Source organism: Okeania sp. (genome assembly GCF_983059655.1).
Genome location: NZ_CEZPJD010000058.1, coordinates 1 through 19,798, shown reverse-complemented (window position 1 = coordinate 19,798; position 19,798 = coordinate 1). Strand labels below are relative to the sequence as shown.

General features: G+C 35.9%; 12 protein-coding genes and 2 pseudogenes. All 14 read left to right on the top strand.

Translation table 11 applies throughout. The annotated features are described in order from the left end of the window. Positions 1 to 189, top strand: a 189-nt coding sequence (locus tag AC3DU7_RS05960) for a hypothetical protein (protein WP_488038434.1), incomplete at its 5' end; no start/stop codon positions are given. A gap of 308 nt (positions 190 to 497) precedes the next feature. Further along, the gene (gene nrdR / locus AC3DU7_RS05955) at positions 498 to 1,055 is read left to right on the top strand and encodes a transcriptional regulator NrdR (protein WP_488038433.1); all 558 of its coding nucleotides are present in this window, start codon (positions 498 to 500) and stop codon (positions 1,053 to 1,055) included. Positions 1,056 to 2,016: 961 nt separating this feature from the next. Then, positions 2,017 to 3,297 (top strand): 30S ribosomal protein S1, encoded by a 1,281-nt coding sequence (locus AC3DU7_RS05950; protein ID WP_488038432.1) that lies wholly within the window; start codon positions 2,017 to 2,019, stop codon positions 3,295 to 3,297. Between the two features lie 317 nt (positions 3,298 to 3,614). Then, positions 3,615 to 3,881: pseudogene (locus tag AC3DU7_RS05945) on the top strand (HAD family hydrolase); the annotation flags it as partial. 600 nt (positions 3,882 to 4,481) lie between these two features. Further along, on the top strand, positions 4,482 to 6,512 hold the full coding sequence (gene ltrA, locus AC3DU7_RS05940; protein ID WP_488038431.1) for a group II intron reverse transcriptase/maturase: 2,031 nt from the start codon (positions 4,482 to 4,484) through the stop codon (positions 6,510 to 6,512). A gap of 38 nt (positions 6,513 to 6,550) precedes the next feature. Further along, positions 6,551 to 7,000, top strand: a pseudogene (locus AC3DU7_RS05935) (HAD family hydrolase); the annotation flags it as partial. Between the two features lie 513 nt (positions 7,001 to 7,513). Then, on the top strand, positions 7,514 to 8,773 hold the full coding sequence (gene metK / locus AC3DU7_RS05930; RefSeq protein WP_488038430.1) for a methionine adenosyltransferase: 1,260 nt from the start codon (positions 7,514 to 7,516) through the stop codon (positions 8,771 to 8,773). A gap of 1,252 nt (positions 8,774 to 10,025) precedes the next feature. Then, positions 10,026 to 10,676 (top strand): RNA 2'-phosphotransferase, encoded by a 651-nt coding sequence (locus AC3DU7_RS05925; protein WP_488038429.1) that lies wholly within the window; start codon positions 10,026 to 10,028, stop codon positions 10,674 to 10,676. 214 nt (positions 10,677 to 10,890) lie between these two features. Beyond that, positions 10,891 to 12,096, top strand: coding sequence for an AAA family ATPase (locus AC3DU7_RS05920; protein WP_488038428.1), 1,206 nt, complete (start codon positions 10,891 to 10,893; stop codon positions 12,094 to 12,096). 775 nt (positions 12,097 to 12,871) lie between these two features. Continuing rightward, positions 12,872 to 15,031, top strand: coding sequence for a PAS domain-containing sensor histidine kinase (locus AC3DU7_RS05915; protein WP_488038427.1), 2,160 nt, complete (start codon positions 12,872 to 12,874; stop codon positions 15,029 to 15,031). Between the two features lie 1,008 nt (positions 15,032 to 16,039). Then, positions 16,040 to 16,813 carry a hypothetical protein gene (locus AC3DU7_RS05910; RefSeq protein WP_488038426.1) on the top strand — a complete coding sequence of 258 codons (774 nt, stop codon included), beginning with the start codon at positions 16,040 to 16,042 and terminating at the stop codon, positions 16,811 to 16,813. 497 nt (positions 16,814 to 17,310) lie between these two features. Then, positions 17,311 to 17,463, top strand: coding sequence for a hypothetical protein (locus tag AC3DU7_RS05905; protein ID WP_488038425.1), 153 nt, complete (start codon positions 17,311 to 17,313; stop codon positions 17,461 to 17,463). A 111-nt stretch (positions 17,464 to 17,574) separates the two neighbouring features. Next, a complete protein-coding gene (locus tag AC3DU7_RS05900; RefSeq protein WP_488038424.1) occupies positions 17,575 to 18,360 on the top strand; it encodes a Uma2 family endonuclease in 786 nt (261 codons plus the stop codon). 546 nt (positions 18,361 to 18,906) lie between these two features. Next, positions 18,907 to 19,761: a Uma2 family endonuclease gene (locus AC3DU7_RS05895; protein WP_488038423.1), complete on the top strand. Its 855-nt coding sequence runs from the start codon at positions 18,907 to 18,909 to the stop codon at positions 19,759 to 19,761. Positions 19,762 to 19,798 lie beyond the last annotated feature (37 nt).

Sequence of the window (19,798 nt, the reverse complement as noted above, 5' to 3'; positions counted from 1 at the left end):
CGCCGCCGACAGGCGCAAGCGGTGAGACCCCGCGCCGCCGACAGGCGCAAGCGGTCGGACCCCGCGTCGCCGACAGGCGCAAGGGAACGCCGACCAAGAGAGGGAATGCTCACCAAGAGAGGGAACGCCGACCAAGAGAGGGAACGCGCACCAAGAGAGTCAGAAGTTATTTTAGTAACGGGGATTTGAGCCCCGCTCCAAAAATATTACGCCTTAAAAGGCGGGGTTTTAGACCCATGTTATTTTGATAAAATTGTATTAATACTTGTAAGGGATTACAGGGTTAAATATTGCTGAAAAAGTGCAAGATTTTTGGCTCTTTTCGTCTCAAAATGCTAATACTTTTCCCCTGAATATCAGAAAATTTGGCCGTAGCAGATAGTCTAAACTGTTGCCTATTATCACCATCAGACTTTATTCAGCAAATCCTAAATAAGTATTGGCCTAATTTAGGATAGAATATTTATGTCTGAACTTATGTCTGAGAAATTTAAAGTATGCGATGTCCAGTGTGCCAACATACAAATAGTCGTGTTCTAGAGTCGCGTTCAGCTGAATCTGGTAAGAGTATCCGACGCCGACGAGAATGTTTGAACTGCCAGCATCGTTTCACGACTTATGAAAGAATGGAGTTTGTTACAGTAACAGTAATTAAAAAGGACGGTAAAAAAGAGTCTTTTGACAAGTTGAAATTACTCCGAGGTATTGTCCGCTCCTGTGAAAAAACTGGTATTGAACCTACTGAACTCGAAGCTTTTGTAGATGAAATAGAAGTTGAGCTACAGGGTAGATCCCAGAGAGAAGTTACCAGCGCTGAAATTGGTGAAATTGTTCTGAGTAAATTGGTTCACATTAGTGAAGTTGCTTATATCCGTTTTGCCTCTGTTTATCGTAAATTTAAAGGTATTAGAGATTTTGTCGATACCTTAAATCATCTTCAAAATCAAAAAAATAATTTAGATTTTAATTCTACTCACCTAGAAAGTTCTGAAATTTCTTCAACAGTAGATGCTATTGATAGTGAAACTCCTGCTTCTTGTGCCACCTCATCTTAAATTTAATGATGATAACTATAGCAGTAAGTAAATTCAAGATATTTTGATATTTTGGAGCTGAACTGATGAAAAGAATAGTTGATTCATAAATTAGTGTGGCCTCAAAACTTACTTAGAGAAAAGAATTAGGTAATTTAAGCGAACCAAATTATTAGGGATAGGGTTAAATAATCTGCAATATATTTGTCCTGAATATTTACAAAACTATGGATTAGGGCTGTTCAGGTAACAAGTGATTAATGAAAAACTAACATTAAAGTTTATGGTAAAATAAACTGTTTTGAGTAATAATAGTAGATTAGGGTTAGCTTGTGCTGGGTAAAATCTATATTTTATATGATATTCTTAACCAGACCAGAGGACTTTCATATTCTAGGTAAAGTTTAACTGTGTAATGAGACTGACCTAAATTTAATGAATTGAAAGCCCATAACCAGGCAAGAAGTATTAGCTAAAAGACTCCAAAGGTCTCACTAAGAGCTGATGTCCTAGCAGTACAAGAGCTTTGTAATTAATATCTAGGTAAAAGAATGCCTAAATTTATATGCGCTCTTAAATATATATACATATATTATACGCTCTGACGAAATTAAGGTTTCAGCTCTATCAAGGCCATTCATTAATGGATAATTGATAATTGATAATTGATAATTACCTCGCCCTAAAAGGGAGAGGATTGACAAATAAGGAAAAAATTTATTCTCTTGGTCGATTGGACATAGCGTTTGCTAGCGCACAACTACGTTAACACGTTTGCGATAGCATTCTGCAAGGAAAGCGTCCCGGAGGGAACGGAAACCCGCTCTTATCAGAGCCGCTCCGAAGATCGCCATCTCTCGACCGCTTTTTTCCCCTTCACAAGGGAAGGCTTTTAACCTGAATTGTTTAATCATTTAATTATTTAATTATTAATTGTTCGGTAAAAAAAATTAAGGAGAGAAATCCCAAGAAACTATAACGCATGACAAATTTGAAAACACCTGCCAAAGAAGTTGGCTTTACTCACGAAGATTTTGCAGCTTTATTAGATAAATATGACTATCACTTTAGTCCTGGGGATATTGTAGCAGGAACAGTGTTTAGCATAGAACCAAGAGGAGCATTGATTGATATTGGAGCAAAAACTGCTGCTTATATCCCTATCCAAGAAATGTCAATCAATAGGGTCGAAAACCCTGAAGAAGTTATACAGTCAAATGAAACAAGAGAATTTTTTATCTTAACAGATGAAAATGAAGATGGACAGTTAACTTTATCCATCCGACGAATAGAATATATGCGGGCCTGGGAAAGAGTCCGGCAACTACAAGCTGAAGATGCAACAGTACGCTCACAAGTATTTGCAACAAACCGTGGTGGTGCTTTAGTTAGGATAGAAGGACTGCGTGGATTTATTCCTGGTTCGCACATTAGTACGCGTAAACCAAAAGAAGATTTACTTAACGAAGAATTACCTCTAAAATTCTTAGAGGTAGATGAAGAACGTAATCGTCTGGTTCTAAGTCATCGTCGCGCCTTAGTTGAGCGGAAGATGAATCGTTTAGAAGTAGGGGAGGTAGTTATAGGAGCAGTTCGTGGTATTAAGCCCTATGGTGCCTTTATTGATATTGGTGGTGTTAGTGGCCTATTGCACATATCAGAAATTTCTCACGACCATATTGAAACTCCTAGTAGCGTATTAAAAGTCAATGATGAACTCAAAGTGATGATCATTGACCTAGATTCTGACAGAGGCCGGATATCTCTGTCAACTAAGCAACTAGAACCAGAACCAGGGGCAATGGTCAAAAATCCACAACTCGTATATGACCAAGCAGAAGAAATGGCGGCTAAGTTTAGAGAAAAAATGTTGGCCGCACAACGGGGAGAGACTATAGAAGAAACGGTTGAAGCGACGGTAGAAACAACAGAAGCACCTGAGGTTGAAGCGACAGTAGAAACAACAGAAGCACCTGAGGTTGAAGCGACAGTAGAAACAACAGAAGCACCTGAGGTTGAAGCGACAGCAGAAACAACAGAAGCACCTGAGGTTGAAGCGACAGCAGAAACAACAGAAGCACCTGAAGCGGAAGCACCTGAAGTTGAAGCGACAGCAGAAACAACAGAAGCACCTGAAGCGGAAGCACCTGAAGTTGAAGCAACAGCAGAAACAACAGAAGCACCTGAAGCGGAAGCACCTGAAGTTGAAGCAACAGCAGAAACAACAGAAGATGAAGAAAAATCAGCAGCAGCTGTAGAATAAGTAGCTCAAGGTTAGTCGGCGAATAGGGAGTAAGTAAAATAATAAGTTAGAAAATAACTAAATCAAAAATAACTTATAGCTACTCCCTATATCCTTATGACTTGATATTCTCAACCAGAATAAACTCTAGTGCAGGATGGCAGAAATAAATAAGCAGTTAAAAAATCCTAAAAGCCTTACCGGTCAATACTTTTGATTTTTGACTGTCTTGAGTGTGTCTTACATTGTGAGGGGACCTCAGAATTACATACTTGCTTTTGGCTTCCGTGTAGCGACACAAGTAATAGTTAAAAATATACTTTTCCCTATTTTAAAGAATGGTAACAATTAACTGCCGAGATGTAATATTCCAAGATATTCAAGCAATAATTTTTGATAAAGATGGCACTTTGGAAAACTCCCAAGAGTTTCTCAGAAATTTAGGACAAAAGCTGACTCGTCTCATCGACGCTAAAATTCCAGGCATTGGAGAACCATTACTAATGTCTTTTGGGATTAATGGACAAAGTATTAACCCCACAGGATTAATGGCCGTTGGAAGTAGGCGAGAAAATGAAATTGCAGCAGCAGCTTATATTGCTGAAGTGCGACTCGTTGGCTAATCAAGACTGCTGAAAAGCAGATATACCTAGCCTCTCAGGTCACGACATGGAGCCTATAACTCCGACCTGTGAAACTCTTATACCCTTGATGGTGAGATTCCATCCGCCCTGTTGTTGGGTTGACAGCATAGGCCACGGAGTAGCGACTGAACATCAATCTCCGAAGCTGGTCTAAATGGAGTTAAAGCTTTAACTACCAAATAAGTGAGACTTCTAGCAAAGGTTGACAAGTGGACGAACAGGAAGGTAATCAAACTCTCGTGATATATAACCATCCCAAAGGTAGCTATGGAATGTAGGACGAAAGTCAGAGGGTCTCTGGGTACTCCTATTTCTGCGGGAATACCAACAATCATACCGAACCCTCCGGGAGATTTTACCCCACTAAATTAACCGTAAAAAAGGAATAAGGGAACGAGGAAACCTCTCTTTGACACCTAAGAATATAGGTCGAGAACTTAGGAAGCCATTCAAGGTCAATCTACGCTTTGGACGTAGGTCTTAGGGAGAGTAGGATTGGATAAGAAGCATTAATTTGCAGACGTATCCACTGTTAGACGTAATGTAAGGCAATGAATAGTGATGAATAAAGCTCAGACACTAAAAAGAAAGTTAGGATCACCTAAAACATTTCTTGAGTGCGTCTTACATTCTGAGGAGACCTCAGAATTACGCACTCGCTTTTTAAGCGTAGCATGGGATACAGAAGATATGCCTTCACAAGTTTCAATTAACCCTAACCTTAAATGGAAGGATATTAATTGGAAGAAGGTAGAGAAGTCTGTGTTCCGATTACAAAAATTGATTTACAAAGCATCCATGAGTGGCGAATTCCGCAAGATGCACAGATACCAAAAACTTCTTTTAAAAAGTTATTACGCAAGGTTGCTAGCTGTTAGACGCGTGACACAGGATAACCAGGGAAAGAAAACTGCTGGAATAGATGGTATTAAAAATCTATCCCCAATGCAGCGATTCAATTTGATGAACCTACTATCATCACGCCACCTCAAAGCAAGCCCCACCCGCAGGATCTATATACCAAAACCAGGTAAAGATGAAAAGCGAGTGCGTAATTCTGAGGTTTCCTCAGAATGCAAGACGCACTCAAGACAACGTCCATTAGCCATCCCAACGATGTATGACAGAGCGTTACAAGCCTTGGTGAAGTTAGGTATGGAACCAGAATGGGAGGCACGTTTTGAACCTAATAGTTATGGTCTTTTCCGGGGGTCAACACATGATGCCATAGAGGCTATATATATTGACATCAACCATAAACCAAAATATGTGTTAGATGCTGACATATCCAAATGTTTTGACCGAATTAACCATGATGTACTTTTGGGAAAGATTGGAAAGTCACCTTACAGACGATTAATCAAACAATGGTTAAAGTCCGGAGTGTTTGACAACAATCAATTCCTAAAATCTGTGGAAGGTACACCACAGGGAGAGGTCATCAGTCCGCTACTAGCAAACATCGCCTTACACGGTATGGAGAAAAGATTAATGGAATTTGCCAAAACCCTAGATATGAAAGATAACAGGGGTAGGCAAATAGGCCAGCGGAACAAAATAAGTAGTCTTTCTCTAATACGCTATGCTGATGACTTTGTAATATTACACAAAGACATCAAAGTAGTCCTGCAAGCAAAAACCGTAATACAGGAATGGTTAAATCAGATAGGATTAAAACTAAAACCAGAAAAGACCAAAATTGCCCACACCTTGGAAGAATATGAAGGAAACAAACCCGGATTTGACTTTTTAGGATTCACAATTAGGCAATGGAAAGTGAAGACAGCCAAACAAGGATTTAAGACACTGGTTAAACCATCCTCCAAGAGTATTAAAACTCACTATCGAAAATTGGCGGATATATGTGATTCTTACAAAAATATCCCCACCAAAGCTCTAATAGCTAAATTAAATTCGATAATAAGAGGATGGGCTAACTACTTTTCATCCGTAGTCAGTAAAGAGATATTCAACAAAATGGATAATCTTTTATGGAAGAGGCTAGGTCGATGGGTAAATAGAAGGCATCCAAACAAGTCAGCAGCCTGGGTTAAGGAAAAGTATTTCCCTATAGTTGAGGATACCAGAAATTGGAGACTTAACGATGGCGAATATATACTAAACCTACACTCGGATGTAGCCATTGTAAGGCACATCAAAGTTAAAGGCAATAAATCCCCCTATGACGGGGAATGGACTTATTGGAGCAATAGAATTGGCAAATATCCAGGCGTAAGAAAAGAAGTAACAATGCTGTTAAAACAGCAGAAGAATAAATGTGCATTTTGTGGACTGACCTTTAGGCCAAACGACCTAATTGAAGTTGACCATATAATACCAAGGTCTAAAGGTGGTGACAACACATATAAAAATAAACAATTGTTGCACCGACATTGCCACGATACTAAAACTGCCGATTATAAAAAGACATACACACAACCGAAGTTACAGGACTTACCTGAAGGTTATTTATGGGTTGAGGATATGTTGATATTAAGGGAGGGATGTACCTATGAAAAGGGACGTTTAAGAGAGGAGCCGTGTGAGGTGAAAGTCTCACGCACGGTTCTGAAGACGAGTCGGGTAGGGTAACTTACCTGGCTTAGTTTAACACAGGCCGAGACTGGTTAGAATCACTAGCTATTGCTAAAGAGACTTTTGAAGAAGCTGAAAAAATCATGCAACAGTCTGAACCTTCTCCTATATTTACAGGAAGTCTGGAAGTGCTGAAGTATCTCTGGGAAAAAGGTATAAAACTGGGCATATTATCTGCAGCTTCCACAAAAGGAGTACAAAATTTTGTCAAATACTATCAACTCAACGATTATATCCAATTAGAAATGGGAGTTGATAATGGCCTTAGTAAACCAGATCCAGAACTATTTTTACAAGCCTGCCAAAAATTAGGAGTGACACCAGATAAAGTATTAATGGTGGGAGATTCTCCCATGGATATAGAAATGGCTAAAAAAGCAGGAGCGGCAGGTTGTATAGGGATTTGTTGGGGCAGGCCAGAAGTTAGCTATTTGCAGGCAGCAGATGTAGCGATCGCCCACTTAGAAGAAATCAAAGTATTGTAAACATACTGTATACGACAGTGTATTAAACCCAATCTAGTAAAGATAGCTTCTAGTAATTTCCAGTCATAGTTAGTATTGGCTACGAGATCAATTAGGGATTACCGATCAAATCTAAGAGCACTGATAGATCAAAGTTTTAGCCTTTTCAGGTTGAAAAAAGTACCTGATATCACGTCGAAAGCCTTTAAAAACTGAGCATAAAAGGCAGGGAGGATAGCAGACAAATCACTCTGACATATTTGTCAGACTATCTCCTAATTATTTGTGTATTTGCATACCAACGCCTGTTATAGTAGAAAACAACTGTTAGCTTAGAAATTGTAAAAAGTAATTTAGAATTTTCTGCTTCTGGTCAAAAAAAATTATTGACAAGTAAAAATAATCTCAGGTGAGGCCGTTTAAAATCATCCAACTTCATAGATAGTAGAAATTAGTTACTTTATACAACCTAACCCTCTAAGCTGAAGTTGATTGAGCGGCTAATGCCTGGAAAAATATTAGGAGGAACTACTATTGTCTAGTCGTTACTTATTCACTTCTGAGTCTGTTACTGAAGGACATCCAGATAAAATTTGCGACCAAATTTCTGATACAATCATAGATGCTCTACTGACCCAAGACCCTCAGAGTCGTGTAGCTGCTGAAGTAGTAGTGAACACTGGGTTAGTCCTAATTACTGGTGAAATTACAACTAAGGCCCAAGTAAATTATATAGAACTAGCTAGAAAAAAAATCGCTGATATTGGCTATGTTTACGCAGAAAATGGTTTTTCTGCAGATAGTTGCTCAGTATTAGTGGCTTTAGATGAGCAATCTGCAGACATTGCTCAAGGAGTAGACAAGGCCCAAGAAACTCGCGAACAGTTAAGTGATGAAGAACTTGATGCAGTGGGTGCAGGAGACCAGGGTTTGATGTTTGGTTTCGCCTGTAATGAAACTCCTGAATTAATGCCTTTGCCTATCAGTTTGGCACACCGTGTTTGTCGTCAACTAGCAGCAGTCAGAAAAACTGGTCAACTTTCTTACTTACGGCCAGATGGCAAAAGCCAAGTTACTATTGCTTACGAAGATGGTCGTCCTGTTGGTATTGACACAATTTTAATTTCTACCCAACACGCCGCTACAATTGGAGAACTTACAGAATTATCAGAAATTCAAGCAAAGATTAAAAAAGACCTCTGGAAATATGTTGTGGAGCCTATATTTGCAGATATAGAGATTAAACCAGATGCACAAACTCGTTTTCTTGTCAACCCCACTGGTAAATTTGTAATTGGTGGTCCACAGGGAGATTGTGGTCTTACAGGACGTAAAATTATAATTGATACTTATGGTGGCTATTCCCGTCATGGCGGAGGAGCGTTTTCTGGTAAAGATCCGACAAAGGTCGATCGTTCTGCAGCTTATGCTTGTCGCTACATAGCAAAAAATATTGTGGCAGCAAGTCTAGCAGAAAAATGTGAAGTTCAAATTAGTTATGCGATCGGAGTAGCAAGACCTGTGAGCATGATGATTGAAACTTTTGGTACTTCTAAAGTAGATGAAGATAAGTTACTGGAGGTAGTTCAACAAAACTTTGAACTTCGTCCAGCAGGAATTATTCAAACTTTTAACCTCCGAAATTTACCTGCAGAAAGGGGAGGTCGTTGTTACCAAGATGTTGCTGCTTATGGTCACTTAGGGCGTACCGATTTAGATTTACCTTGGGAGCAAACAGATAAGGTAGAGTTACTGAAGGAAGCATTTAGTCCACAGTTAGCAGCTAAAGTGTAATAAGTGTCTATAGAGTTTGAATTATAAATAATATCTGAATTCTGAGCAACCAAGAGAACTTTCTTTTGGTTGCTGTTTTATGGTAATTAAGTCACATCCGTAGGAGTCAGGAGTCTGAAGGGAATAAGAAAGCAGAGTAGAAGAAAGTTTTTTATTACTAATTACACGGGGCATTGCTGAATTAAGGTATGAAATTAGGTTTATAGGGAATAGGGAATAGGGAATAGGGAATAGGGAATAGGGAATAGGGAACAGCGGTGCGACCCCGCGTCGGCGTTAGCGCAGCTCCTCTGTAAGAGGCTAGACGCAAGCGGTCGGACCCCGCGCCGCCGACAGCTCGCTTGCGGAACGCCGACCAAGAGAGGGAATGCGCACCAAGAGAGGGAACAGTTAATATTAACAAGTAGTTCAAACCATCCAAAATACAAAATCAAAAATATAAAATTATCAAATCATACCCAGAATCAGCAACGCCTTACACGGATATCATATTAGTGTTCAGTTATTAGAGGTCTGCTTTTTCTATTTTGATTTATTTTGCCTTACTTTTAAGTGTGGGTACTTTACCCATCTAATCAAAAAGATCATATCATTTTTAGCGAATAATTAGGGTTTAAAGCTTCTCTTCTCCTTGAAAGAAGAAAAAAAAGGTCGTTTTACTAGCGCATAACTAAGTTAACGGCTGTCGCCGACATGTTTGCGTAGCATTCTGTAGGAAAAAGCGGAGCAGCTTTGATAAGAGCGGGTCTCCTCGCAATATCCAATCTACCAAGAGAGGAAATATCCTTTTAGTTAATCCTCTTATTTTCATTTTCAAGGAGAGGTAATAATTAGGGCTTGCTGATTAATTCTCAAAGTATTGACAGATAAAGACTAAAGCATTTTTTGATTGAAAATAGTGCTAACTTTTGGTACTAAAAAGCTCAAAAAGCTAGTGTTTTGGGCTAACTATGGCAGAAAAATCAAGGGAAAATTCTTCCTCCTACCTTCTCTATAATTCCCATTTATCCTGACTCCTGACTTCTACCCCTAATTCATAAGATTTTTTCAGTAAACCCTAATTAATTATTAATTGTTTAACTATCCTTGACACTTTTTGTATGTATAATGTACTATAAAAGTAGTATATAGTTTAAATTTGATTTTTGTATTTGATTTTTTAGACAGTATAAGTTGTCTTAATTTTCTCAGTTGAACAAGTAAAAATAAATATATTAATTTTGAAAAAATAACGAATTATAAGAATATATTTGTGGCAAAAGTTTTAATTAAATCAATTCAAGATTTAAAATCAACAATTTTATCTCTCTATTCCCTATTCCCTAGCTTCTGCAAGAAGTCTAATAATAATATGAATAATTATCGTATAGAAAAAATCAGCAAGTATCTGAGTTGGGTTTTGAGACATCGCCCGGATAAAATAGGTATAAAACTTGATGCCAATGGTTGGGTTACTATTGAAGAACTTTTGAAAGCATCTCAAAATTATAACTTTCCTATAACTCAGATAGAATTAGATGAGGTTGTAGAAAAAAATGATAAAAAACGCTTTTCTTTAGACTATACTAAAACTTTAATTCGTGCTAACCAAGGACACAGCCTAACAGTTGATTTGCAATTAGAAGCAATCAAACCTCCAGATATACTTTATCATGGCACAGGAAATCATTTAATTGACTTGATTAAAGAAACTGGTCTACAAAAAATGTCGAGACATCATGTTCATTTATCAAAAGATATTAATACTGCTATAAATGTCGGGAAAAGAAAAGGAAAACCAGCAGTATTTGCTGTAGATGCGAGTGCCATGTACAAAGATAATTATAGATTTTACTTTTCTACAAATCATGTTTGGTTAGTTGATGAAGTTCCTTCGCAGTATTTACAAATAATGAGAAAATAATCAAAGTAATTAATCAAGTATAAAATCAATTATGAAAGTTGAAGACTGAATGAGATAAAGACTATTTCCAAAAGGAATTTATTTATCTTTTATGCATGCGGGTTTAATACCCCACACTTCACCTGCGGTGCTCAAAATTATTTGGGGTTAGAATCGATAAGCAATTTTCTCTCCTGACTCCTGACTCCTTCTTCAAGTAGATTTTTGACAAAATATGGGAACAGAATATTTCGGTAGTAAAGAAAATTATCAACAAAATAATCCTCAAAATAAGGGTTTATTAGGAGCTGGTTGGCGACCACTTCACCGAGACTTTGATTTGGAATATCTATGGTACTTATTATCTAATGATCTTTGGGAACTAAGTCAAAAAACTCTTGATATAGCGAGCGATCTTGCTGATGCTTTGGGTCGTCATCAATTTGCTTGGTGGGCGAATATATTAAATGTTTTTTCGGAAAATACACGATATGAATTTGATGAATTTTGGGATTATATAACTCCTCAACCTCCAGCTCCAGATTATCGTTATCAGGATGTATTGAGTGTAGAAACACCTGTAACACGTACTATTACTAGAGACACTATTGCTATTGAATATGTTCTCGATAGACTACAGGAAATTACTATTTTTAAAATACTTGATTTATTGGGTAAACCTGACATGATTACTCAATCATTCATGGAAAGAAATTTTTACTATCCGATAGAAAGATTTATCAGTTGGCAAAGTCTAGAAACTTTAGGAACAGTATATGGTTATTGGTCAAAATATTCCTGTTGGTTACAAATAGAAACTTATGATAAAGGTAGGCGTTACTACAGTTTAATTGCTAAAGAAATAGCACCACTTGTGAGAAAATCAACCCATAATATGGCAGTGATGGTAAGTGGTTATCAATGTCGTATAGGACAAGTTCAAAGTCAATTTCCGATCGATACATTTCCTCAAGACATTCAAAATTTTACTGACACAGTACAACAAGCAATTCTAGAACAAAATCAATTAGCTGTATTAGTAAGTGGAAAACCAGGAACAGGTAAAACAGCTTGGACTCAAGCAGTAGCAAAAGAAGTTCTAGTTCCTTTAGGATATGTAATTTTTATATTGGATCATGATGCAGTAGAAAATTTTGTACCACCGGCCTATTTAGAACAAATTTGCATTATTATCAACGAGGCAGACAATTTAGCCCAGGATCGTTCGCTTCAAGCTGCACAAACTAACAATAAAACAGAACATATTCTCAGTTTGCTAGATGGTACTTTATATCAAAGTGTCGTAGATGAATCAGGAATTCATCTGAAACAGAAATTAGTTGTTTTAATGACTTGTAATACTAAAGAAAGGTTAGATCCAGCTATCTTACGCAAAGGTAGAGTAGATTTAATGTCTGAATTTACTTACTGCTTTGTGTAAATTTGCTTAGAAATTAGTATGTTTTATAAAGTTTTCATGTAGAGTTTAGTTTATGTACGAAAGCTTGCTAAAATGTACTAGAGATTAGAATTATAACTCCAAGCAGAAAATATACTTAGAACTGAGTTTATAGGTGTTTAAAGGTAAACTAATTATAAAAACTGGATAATAAAAAGTAATTTTTTTTTTCTTGACAAGAATTAATAATATATTTAGAATGTATATCTCAATATTGTTTGTTCAGTATAGAAAACTTAAAATATGTATTTTATTCAGTCTTAAATAACTATGTATTAGTTGAGGAACGCTGAAAATAATAAATGTAGGTTTAACTATATTCAATTGCCTATAATAATCGCTTAACATTCAGATAATTGATAGTTTCTCTTTTTTGATTTTAGATTGAAAAAACTATTTATTGAAAAATATCCTAAATAAAAAAAATAGCATAGAATATGGGAAATGATTATGGTGATAAATCTGTTTTTAAAGTAAATCTTGCTTTTTATATTTCATTTCTGTCATGTTTTATCTTGCTCTATTTCATGTTCTTTACTTCTGAATAATTTCAAAAATATAATAAATATTTTCCTGATTATTCTTTTTTTCAAGCATCATAACTAACTTCTCGATCCGAGATACTCTTAATATAAAAATCAACTTTAAATTAATATTTGAAAGCTTTTTTTGATAGAAAAGTTAGTTATAAAAATACAATAGCCTAGGGGGTAAGACCCACTATATTCAACACCCCCTAATTTATTAAACTAAGATTATGTACCATCTAACAGTACAAGCACTAAATCAGACTAGGGAAGAAACTTCTAAAATGAAACAAAGACCAACAAAAGCAACTAATGATGGTCATTCAACCCTTCCCCAGAATCATCAGTATCCAGAGATAAATGGAAGTCATCATCAATTATGCCAATTCATTAAACACATACCTTTCGCCATAGCAATGCTAGACAAGGAAATGCGGTACATGGCAACTTCTGGGATGTGGTTACAATATTGGCAACTTGAACCTGATGAAATTATCGGTAATCAACACGATCGGGTATTCCCTAATCTTCCAGAATCTTGGCATCAACAAGCTGAAAAATGTCTACTGGGTATCATTGACCAATTCGATTTGGAACATCTAATTGCGGTTCCTGTTGATAATGGATTAATGCAATGGGTAAAATGGAATGTCAAATCTTGGCATACAGATGAAGGTATTATTGGTGGCCTGATTATATCTACAGAGGAAATAACACCAGACAAACAACTTCAACAACAACTAGAATTAACTCAGTTAGCAACAGATAATGCTGCCGATCCTATTTTTTGGATAACAGTTGGTGGGAAAATTTGTTATACAAATAAACAGGGCTGTAATTTTCTTGCTTATTCTGAATCTGAACTGCTTGAACTAACAATCCACGATATAGATTTAAAATTATCAGTAGAAGTTTGGCAGACTCATTGGCAAAAAGTTAAAAATCAAAATCATTTGAGATTTGAGTCTTATTTTCGTACAAAAAAAGGCGACATTTTACCTGTTGAAGTTAATGTTAATTATTTAGAATTTAAGGGTAATGAATATCAATGTGCTTCTGTACGTAACATTTCGCAGCAAAATAATATTAATCTACATTTACGAGAAGCTAAAGAACAATTGCAAGCTGTTTTAAATGCGGTGCCTGGATTAGTGTCATGGGTAGATGCAGATTTAAGATATATAGGGGTTAATCAACATCTAGCTAATGCTTATAATTTACCTATAGAAACTTTTATTAATCAAGAAGTAGGATTTTTGCAAACCAGCCCAGAATTTAATGATTTTGTATATGAATTTTTTGCTAAACCAGATTGGAGTTATGCCAAAGAAGTAGCAACAAATGTTAGAGGAAATAGTAGGATTTATTTAATAGTTGCTCAAAAATATTATCGTGATGAAGTATCGTTACCATCGGCAGTTTTTGTGGGTTTAGATATTACAGAACGTTTGGAAATGGAGGATTCACTACGTAATAGTCAGGAAAGATTCCGGCAACAAGCTTGCCAATTAGAGCAAACTTTACAGAAACTAAACTCGACAACTACTCAGTTAATTCAAAAGCAAAAAATGTCTTTCTTAGGACAGCTTGTTACAGGTATTGTCCATGAAGTGAATAATCCTGTTAATTTTATTTCTGGCAATATTGCTCATGCGATAAATGAGGTTAAAGATTTGTTGCATTTAGTAGATATCTACCAAAAAAATTATCCTCGCCTTTTGCCAGAAATTGAGTCAGAAATTAAAGATATAGAGCTAGATTTTATTCAGGAAGATTTGCCAAAATTATTAGAGTCAATTATGGCAGGAGCCACAAGAATTCAAGATGTAGTAAGTTCACTCAAACAGTTTTCGACAGCAGAAGAAGAATCTATAAAAGCAGTAGATATTCACAAAGGTTTAGACAGTACAATTTTAATTTTACAACATCAGTTTCAAGGTAAAGGAGGTTGTCCAGATATTAATCTGATTAAAAGTTATGGGAGCTTACCAAAAATTGAATGCTATCCTGGACAGTTGAATCAAGTATTTATGCAGATTTTAACTAATGCTATTGATTCCCTGGAGGAGAAACACGAATATTTAGTAGCAAAAAATATCTGCAATCAACAGTTTAAACCACAAATTTTAATTAGTACAGAAGTAAAAGATTCTTCTGTAGAGATTGCTATTACTGATAATGGCTATGGCATGACTGAAGAAATATCTAGTCGTATCTTTGAACCTCTATTTACTACTAAACATACAGAAAAAAATATAGGTTTGGGTTTGTCAATTTCTCAAGAATTAATTGTTGAAAAACATCATGGCAAATTGTACTGTAATTCTCGTTCTAGAGAAGACACAGAATTTGTAATTGAGATTCCTATTAAGTTTGATACCTCAAATTAGAAAGCAAAAAAAAAGCATTTTATTTGATCGGGTTAAGTAGGGCTTGCTGAATAAAATTGTAATCAATACCAATTAAGGCTTCCAGGATTAAATATTGCTGAAAAAGTGCAAGGTTTTTGACTCTTTTAGTCTCAAAATGCTAAGATTTTTCCCTGACAATGCCGAAAATCTGGCCGTAGCAGATAGTCTAAACTGTTCCCTGTTCCCTGTTCCCTATCATCACCATCAGACTTTTTCAGCAAACCCTAAGTATAGTTTTGACAAAAATAATTTTGGTTTTGTATAAAATCTTTTGAAATTAAGGAATAGAGTAATAATTTTATGAGGTTATATATGCTTTTTCCCGAAGTTCAATCAATACAATTAAGTCAGCAGGATAGCTTTTAATATTAATATTTGTATCTCACAAACTTTGCATCTACTGTAAATCAAAAAAATACTTTCCACTAATCCTGTTTAAGGAAAGGTAATTATTAATTATTGATTGTTGAGAAATCATCTATCATTACAATCTCAAGAAAATTTTTCTACCATAGCTAATAAAAAATTTACAGTTAAAAATGCAACTCCTAAAAGAAGGATAAAAAACAAAGTGACAGTAAAAATAGACTGAATTTTTTTCATAGCACATTTTTTGATACAAGATTTAGATGAGAAAGTGAAAATTAGAAAATTCTATAAGCAGCTAAAAATTGAAGCATCAAAACATAGTATTTATGGGAACTATATAGTATAGTATAGAAGTAAATATGATCATATTTAGCATTCGTAGCCTTTTTTTATTATGTAATGTAGACGCTCTTGATTAGTTAAGAAACATCAACAAAAATTACAATTTAGAATATTTCCACTATGAAATGGAATAGGTATGGTAGGAAAATCCTGTTATAAATACAGATAGGGTGAGTTGATTACTGTCAAAAAAATTGGCATCGAATGCTCCTATAGACTAATAATGGAAAACTTTTTCTGCTACTGCCTTACATTCAGCTTAAGGAATATATAGTTATGGGGAATCAAGATTCATTACTCCGGAAAGCTCTGAAACCAACTTTGTATAAAAAGCATTGGATCAATTTGATGGAGTATGCTTCGATAGTAGGTTCAGCAGTAGGTGCTTTTGCAGTAGCAGCTGGAAGTCATACTTTTTATGCAGTAGCTCCTCTAACATTGGCCTTATCTCTAAATGTGGCTAATAGACATAGATTTGAACAACAGATGCAATTATCTCAGCAGTCTGAGATGGTAGAAGTTCAAAAATCAGTAGAAAAGCTAGAAAAAAATGCTGTAAAAGTAATAGTAAAGCTTCGTCAACAGCTTTCTACAGATATTGAATCAGTTCGTGAAAAACTCTCTAATCAATCAACACAAGGCATAAACCCAGAAATACAACAGCAACTAACTGCACTAGAATCTTCAGTTTCTTCTGTACAACAAAGTTTAGCGTCTGTGGATACAAAAGCTTTAAGTACAAATGATTGGCAAACAGTGAATGGCCGTCTTTTGGTAATTGAAGAAGCGATCGCTAATTTGCAAAGAGATATGGAAGTATTGGCCAAACAACCTCAATCACAAATATCCCAACTTCAGGCCAAAATTGAAGATTTGGAAATACAAAATACAGAAGTTGTCAAACCTCATTTGAAGCGCTTAATTACTCTTGTTAGACAATTACAACATACAAGTTATTCAAACTCATCATCTCATCAATCTTTAATTTCAAAACAACATTTTAGAGAACGTACTAGCGAGTCAGTTAAGCAACCTGAAGGTAGGTTTTAATAATTAATAATTAATAATTAATAATTAATAATTACTTCTCTTTTAAAATGGATAGGATTGACTCAAAGGAAAAATTTTCTTTTTATCCCCTTATAAAGAGGAGGCTTTCAAGCACAATTTTTTGGTAAATAATAAAACTGTAAGCATTCAGCCGTCAGCCATCAGCTATCAGCTATTGCTTTTAGTTTAGGATCAAAGCTTTATTAATTGTCTTACTACAAAAATTGCCTCCCTTACCCTTAAAGTTAGCTGTTAATTTAAACACTGTCCCATAAGAAAGAGTCTTGTTGCTGATAGCTGACAGCTAATAGCTGTTTGCGCAGCATTCCGCAGGAAATGCTGACATAAAACTATTAAGATAAGTTGATTATTTAATGTATATTTCTATGAAAATGACTCAGATTGTTTTATAAAAGTTCAAGTCTTTTGTGATAGATAGATTAAAAAGTTTGGCTGCAAAAAATAATCGTAGTTTGGAGGAATAAATCACAGCAATTTTGGATGAAGCTTTAGAAAATGAAGAAGAAATAAAGCCAAAATACGAAGGATGGCAACTGGGATTTTTTGAAGAGGTTATAGGAGGTTGGACGGGTGAACCTTTAGTGCGAGAACCTCAGCCAGAATATCAGGAACGAGCACCTTTATTATGAGTTATTTGTTAGATAATAATGTCTGCGTTAAAATCCTTAATAATAGTAATCAAGTAGTTGTTCGGAGATTAGCTCAGGAAAACCCTAAACAAATCTATCTTTGTTAAGAAAATGACTATCAATAACAATCCATCTAATATCAAAATATCTCGACTAGATAATACTCAATTACCAGAATCAGACGGCACTTTTAGTACCAATCCACCTAACATAAAAATATCTCTACCAGACCATACTCAATTACCAGAATCAGACGGCACTTTTGTGAAGAATTTTCAGGAGCATCCCCAAAGTATTTTATTAACAGATTCTATTCGACCTGTACTAGAAAAAATTCATCCAGACCAACAATATTGTATCGGTCAAGATTCAGGAATTTATTGGCGAGTGACAGAACCTTTAGAACGAGGTGCTGTTTCTCCAGATTGGTTTTATGTTCCTAATGTTCCACCTACATTAAATGGTAAATTTCGTCGTTCCTATGTGTTATGGAAAGAAGTTGTTCCACCATTAATTGCCATAGAATTTGTGTCGGGAGATGGTTCGGAAGAAAGAGATAAAACACCCCTAATTCTAGGGGAAAATGAATCCAAACAAAAACCTGGTAAATTCTGGGTTTATGAAAAGATAGTTCAACCACTTTATTATGCTATTTATGAAGTTGAAAAATCAAAAGTAGAAGTGTATAAATTGGAAGGAAAAAAATATGAATTAGTAAAGGCAAATGAGCGGGGTCATTATCCAATTTCAGACTTAGGAGTAGAGTTAGGTATTTGGTCTGGTAGGTATCAAAATGTGGAACTACCTTGGTTCCGTTGGTGGGATAGTGAAGTTGACATCCTCCCTGGCCTGAAGGCGCGGGGATTCCTACCGAGCCGTAGCTCCTCGGCGGGTTGACGTCTCACAGGCTGCTGCTACCTTGGCGCTAGTCTTACGCTTGCCTCCACGTCCATTTATAGTCTCGGAATGCCCTCCCGCGACTTAATCAAGAATTCTTATAGATGTTTATTTGTGCCTTCAAGTTTAAGCTGCTTATTGACCTGAAGGCTTCCCTTGTTCTGCTCTCAACTGAAGGAGTTTCAACCTAATCTTCTTTTCTACAGTATTTATGAGACAAGGCGGGTACATGACCAATATTAATTATAGCATAGTTATAGAAATTCGCCCGCTTATGGGTGAGGCTTTAAACCCAATTTTTCGGTAATTTGTTAATTACAAATGAAGAAGGGCGGGCACAAGAGCGTCAAAAGATTGAAAAAGAACGTCTAAGGGCTGAAAAGTTAGCAGAAAAGTTAAGAGCAATGGGTATCGATCCGGAGGAGTGAGTTTTTATATAAATTGACGATTTTTTACAGAGGATTAGTTGCCAGATTAAAATCAGAATAATAATGAAAAGATGCTCGGTTTTGATTGCTAAATTCAAGTTAATTATTAAGGGGTAAAATGACTAGCAGTAACAATCCACCTAATATGAAAATGTCTCTACCAGACCATACTCAATTACCAGAATCAGACAGCATTTTCAGTAACAATCCACCTCCGAAAATATTTATACCAGACCATACTCATTTACCAGAATCAGACGGTACTTTTGTCAATAGTTTTCAGTATCCCCAAAGCAGTTTATTAACAGATTCGATTCAACCTGTACTAGATAAAATTCATCCGGAAAAACAATATTGTATTGGTCAAAGTTTAGGAATTTATTGGCGAATTGTTGAACCTTTAGAACGAGGTGCTATTGCTCCAGATTGGTGTTATTTTCCTCATATTCTACCCACATTAGATGGTGAAATTCGTCGTTCTTATTTTTTTTGGAGAGAAGCTATTCTACCATCAATTGTTATAGAATTTGTGTTGGGAGATGGTTCGGAAGAAAGAGATAAAACACCTCTTATTCGAGGGGAAAATGAATCCACACAAACACCTGGTAAATTCTGGGTTTATGAAAGGGTAATTCGACCAGTTTATTATGCTATTTATGAAGTTCAAAAACCAAGATTAGAAGTATATCAATTGATACATGGAGATGAATTGGTAGCTAAGTTTGAATTAATAGAGGCAAATGAGCGGGGTCATTATCCAATTCCAGACTTAGGAGTAGAGTTAGGTATTTGGTCTGGTAGTTATCAAAATATGGAACTACCTTGGTTACGTTGGTGGGATAGTGAGGGTAATTTGCTAACAACAAGTGGGGAAAGATTAGAAACGACAGAATTATTATTGGCACAAGAACGTCAAAGAGCTGAAAAATTAGCAGAAAAGTTAAGAGCAATGGGTATCGATGTGGAGGAGTGAAGTTTGAGGTTAGAGAGTTATGTATTAGAGCGATCGC

What these genes read in the sequence shown, in the direction of transcription:
- nrdR (WP_488038433.1), top strand. Translation starts at nt 498, where the DNA reads ATGCGATGTCCAGTGTGCCAACATACAAATAGTCGTGTTCTAGAGTCG.
- AC3DU7_RS05950 (WP_488038432.1), top strand. Translation starts at nt 2,017, where the DNA reads ATGACAAATTTGAAAACACCTGCCAAAGAAGTTGGCTTTACTCACGAA.
- ltrA (WP_488038431.1), top strand. Translation starts at nt 4,482, where the DNA reads ATGAATAAAGCTCAGACACTAAAAAGAAAGTTAGGATCACCTAAAACA.
- AC3DU7_RS05920 (WP_488038428.1), top strand. Translation starts at nt 10,891, where the DNA reads ATGGGAACAGAATATTTCGGTAGTAAAGAAAATTATCAACAAAATAAT.
- AC3DU7_RS05915 (WP_488038427.1), top strand. Translation starts at nt 12,872, where the DNA reads ATGTACCATCTAACAGTACAAGCACTAAATCAGACTAGGGAAGAAACT.
- AC3DU7_RS05910 (WP_488038426.1), top strand. Translation starts at nt 16,040, where the DNA reads ATGGGGAATCAAGATTCATTACTCCGGAAAGCTCTGAAACCAACTTTG.
- AC3DU7_RS05900 (WP_488038424.1), top strand. Translation starts at nt 17,575, where the DNA reads ATGACTATCAATAACAATCCATCTAATATCAAAATATCTCGACTAGAT.
- AC3DU7_RS05895 (WP_488038423.1), top strand. Translation starts at nt 18,907, where the DNA reads ATGACTAGCAGTAACAATCCACCTAATATGAAAATGTCTCTACCAGAC.